Here is a 3,689-nt window from a genome sequence, read left to right as displayed (position 1 = left end):
GTTGCTCCTTCTCGAGTGCTTCACACGTTCTCGAAGGATCACGCGGTGGTCGCTCTACGTCACGGACCGCCACTCCGGCGAGTCGCTAGATCGTTGCTCTTCGTACACCACTCGGCTGGACGCCACTGTACGGCGAACAGGTCCGCGCCCTGGTCCTCTATCTGTACGGCGGACAGTTCCTCTCGAAGGACCGCACCGCGCAGGCGATGTCCGAGCTGTTCGGGATCCGGCTGTCGGCCGGCACGATCGTCGCGATCCAGGCGCGGGCGACCGCCACGCTCGAAAAGGCGTTCCTGCCGCTGCTGCGTGACCTGCTCACCCGCGCCGACGTGCTCGGCGCCGACGAGACCGGCCTGCGGGTCGAGGGGAAGCTGCACTGGGTACACTGCGCCCGTACGGACAGGCTGACCCTGGTCACGATCCACCCGCGCCGCGGCCGGCTGGGTATCACCGCCGCCGACGTCCTGCCCGCGTTCACCGGCACGCTCGTGCACGACTGCTGGGCGGCCTACGACGTCTTCCTCAGCGCCGACCACCAGCTCTGCTGCGCACACGTGGTCCGTGAACTGGTCGCGGTCGCCGAGCGGGAGGACCCGGCGGCCTGGTGCTGGGCCACCCAGGCCATCGAGGCCCTCGTCGACCTGCAGCGACTCGCCGCCGACGCCCGCGCCGCCGGCCTTGGTGCCGTCCACCTCGCGACCAGCGCCGACGGCCGTCACCGGCTGCGCAGCGCCGTGCAGGCCGGGATCAGCCAGACCGCGGCCCGCGCCACGAAGGCGATGCGCACCGAGAACAACCTCGCCCACCGCCTCGCCTCCCGCGAGGCCGACTACCTGCGGTTCCTCACCGACCTGGCCGTACCGGCCGATAACAATGGGTCGGAGCGCGACATTCGGATGGTCAAGCTGAGGCAGAAGATCTCCGGCTGCCTGCGCTCGCTCGCCGGGGCCCGGCACTTCTGCGCGCTGCGCAGCTACCTGTCGACAGCCCGCAAGAACGACCTCGGCATGCTCGACGCCCTCGCCCGCCTCACCGCGGGCCGTCCCTGGCTGCCCGAAACCAGCCCGACCCTCACTGCTACCGCGTAACTAACCGTCACTGTCGATCAAAAGACACCTGACCAGTTACCTAGCGCGATCTCTGCCGCTGAAGGAGGGCGCGGCGAACGATTATGCTGAGCGCACAAGGTCGAGCAAGAAATGCAGCAATCCCGAACCTCTTGCCGCTACACACCCAGCGACTATCAGAAACAACCCAAGCGCCCACAGGAAGGTATCTTCATAGTTGAAGATTGAGTTAACCACCGCAACTACAACGATGCCCGTCAACACCAGCATCACGCTACCGACTTGCCGGACGCGATACAGCAGCTCATTTTTACTTGAATTCTTCGTACGCTTCATATTGCACTAAGGTAACATAATAAGCAGAACATTTCCATGCTTGTTCGTCTCTCACGGCCTCACCCCCACCCACCCCGCCAGCTCCGCCAGCCCGGAACTCTTCGCCCGCCGCACGCTCGTGGCGTCCAACAGATCCGTCAGGACGTGGTGGGCCAACTTCTGGTGCCGCAGCCACTCCGGCGTCAGGGCCCGGATGTCCTGCATCGCCCGGATGGCTCCGGCGTACTCCCGGGTGGCGGTACGGGCTTCAGCCACCGCCAGGAGGTGCCGTGTCCAAGTGGCAAGGGGCAGGTTCTCGTCCCGCTCTATCCCTCGGGCCAGGTGCAGGGCCTGGGGCGCGTCCCCGGCTGTCATGGCGTTCTCTACCGCCATCGCGTCCACGCTCGTGGGAGAGAAGGCCGCCCAGTAGCGGGCGAAGTCCAAGCGCTCGTCGGCCACCCGCACGGACGAGGCCCGGGCGATCGACAGCAGTTCCTTGGCCCGGGCCGGGCGGTTGTTGCGGGCCGCCGCCGCGGACGCCCCCTTCAGCAGCCGTCCCCACACCGCCAGGTGCGCCGGGGTCGCGGAGGACAGCTTCGGCTCGATGGCTTCGGCCGCCCGTACCGCGACCTCTTCGGCGTCGGTGAACCGTCCTTGGCGGATGAAGGCCCAGCGGTAGCGGTCCACAGCCGAGGCCGCCAGGACCGGGTCATCGGCCGCCCGGGCGGCGTCGGCCGCCTGCCGCACCGCCTCGCAGGCCAGGTCTTCGTAGCGCAGCTGCATCAGGACGGAAGCCGTGGTCATCAGGGCTTGGGAGAGGAGCCGCCGGGCGTCCCGGGCTGTCTCGTCATCCCCGGCCGCCGCAGCGCCTGCCAGGTCGGCCGCCAGCTCCGGCAACACGGTGACCGCCTCGGTGTAGCGGGCCTGGTGGTAGGCACGGATCACGGTTAGGAGTCGCTGCCGCAAGACCGGCAGGGAGAAGGCGGCCTCCGTCGTCGGGGCCGTCGCTCCCGGTACCAGCATCCGGCGCAGCGGCAAGACCGCCAGATCCGAAGCTTCCATCACCGGCTCCTCCTGCGCCTCCAGCAGCGCCGCCGTCGGGATGTCCAGAGCCCGGGCCAGCGCGTGCAGCGACCCCAGGCGAACGCCATCCTTGGCGCCTGCTTCCAGTTTGCAGACCAAATCGACCGACAAGCCAGCGGCTTCCGCCAGCTGAGCCTGGGTCAGCGACCGCCGCCGCCGGATCTGTGCCAGCCGGGTACCCAATGCCATCTCATCCATCCGGCGCGCCCCTTCTCCAAACCTAGGACATAGCGTCAGGGCCGTTACGGTGCGTAACCCCATGGTGGGATTTCGCGTCCGTTCCGAGACCCATTCACCCGTCCCAGGATTTGTCCCGGGTGTCCAGGCCCAGTGTGCGCGTGTTCCGCGCCACCGGGGACGGATTACCCCAAATCCACCCGGAGAAAGGGGCGGCAACCGCATGACCGGAGCCAGACCATCAGCCTTCGGCTACATCGCGACGCAGGACGCCAACGAAACCGAGATAGAGGAGCACCTCGACCACCTCACCACCTACGCCCAGGCCCACCGCCTGCACCTCATCGAGGTCTACGTCGACCGCCGCATCATCCCCGGCAGCCTCCTGCGGCCCGGGTTGGAGGTGCTCATCCGGGAGCTGAAGGCGTACGAGGGCGCCCGCGTCCTCGTCCCCACCGCCGACCACCTCTCCCCGGCCATAAGCGTCCGCACCGCCATCGTCGCCCACCTGTCCGCTCTCGGCGCGGCCGTCGTGGTGACCGCGTGAACCCCGCCGGACAGCACCCCTGCGCCCCGGACCCCAGCCTCCACCCCTTGGCCCGCATCCGCGCCGCCCACGGCTGGAGCTACCAGAAGCTGGCCCGGCTCATCGCCGCCCGGGCCCGCGCCTACGGCGTCGGCATGGCTGGCGAACGACAGAAGGTCTGGCGCTGGGAGCACCGCAGCGTCACCCCCGACCGCCTCACCCAACGCTGCCTCGCCGACCTCCTCGGCGTCGGGCACGAGGAGCTCTCCGTCCACCCCTGGCCCGCCTGGCTGCCCACCGCCGATCTCGCCCCTTGCGCCCAGGAGATCCAGGCCCTCCGGCGGGAGCTGACCCAGGTGCGGGCGGCCTTGGCGGGGATGAGGAGGGAGGTGGAGAGGTGTCCATTCACGGGTGAGTGACAGCGGTCCGCTGAGCTGGGCGTTTGTGTTGGGGTGACACGTTGTGGTTGTTGCTTGATCGTGGCTGTGGGGCGTGGATGATCTGGGTTTGTGGCTGACCTG

Annotated in this window: 4 protein-coding genes; 3 read left to right on the top strand and 1 reads right to left on the bottom strand. The window is 68.6% G+C overall.

What is annotated here, in order from left to right:
* The first annotated feature begins 89 nt into the window (after positions 1-89).
* The gene (gene tnpC / locus AC6EXY_RS33025) at positions 90-1,088 is read left to right on the top strand and encodes an IS66 family transposase (RefSeq protein WP_499842475.1); all 999 of its coding nucleotides are present in this window, start codon (positions 90-92) and stop codon (positions 1,086-1,088) included.
* 366 nt (positions 1,089-1,454) lie between these two features.
* Here the strand turns inward: tnpC and AC6EXY_RS33020 are convergent, their stop codons facing one another.
* Entirely contained in the window at positions 1,455-2,663 is a 1,209-nt protein-coding gene (locus AC6EXY_RS33020) for a helix-turn-helix domain-containing protein (protein WP_101832548.1), read from the bottom strand.
* A gap of 202 nt (positions 2,664-2,865) precedes the next feature.
* Between AC6EXY_RS33020 and AC6EXY_RS33015 the strand changes: the two genes are divergently transcribed.
* The gene (locus tag AC6EXY_RS33015; protein WP_165818448.1) at positions 2,866-3,189 is read left to right on the top strand and encodes a recombinase family protein; all 324 of its coding nucleotides are present in this window, start codon (positions 2,866-2,868) and stop codon (positions 3,187-3,189) included.
* Positions 3,186-3,587 (top strand): hypothetical protein, encoded by a 402-nt coding sequence (locus AC6EXY_RS33010; RefSeq protein ID WP_101832550.1) that lies wholly within the window; start codon positions 3,186-3,188, stop codon positions 3,585-3,587. The genes AC6EXY_RS33015 and AC6EXY_RS33010 overlap by 4 nt, the downstream gene beginning before the upstream one ends.
* Positions 3,588-3,689: the final 102 nt, after the last annotated feature.

The sequence above is a fragment of the Frankia sp. RB5 genome (assembly GCF_059816245.1).
The sequence above is the reverse complement of the archived record's forward strand: the minus strand, read 5'-3'. Positions and strand labels throughout refer to the sequence as shown.

Coding starts and splice junctions, on each gene's coding strand:
- AC6EXY_RS33020 (WP_101832548.1), bottom strand. CDS start 2,663: ATGGATGAGATGGCATTGGGTACCCGGCTGGCACAGATCCGGCGGCGG.
- AC6EXY_RS33015 (WP_165818448.1), top strand. CDS start 2,866: ATGACCGGAGCCAGACCATCAGCCTTCGGCTACATCGCGACGCAGGAC.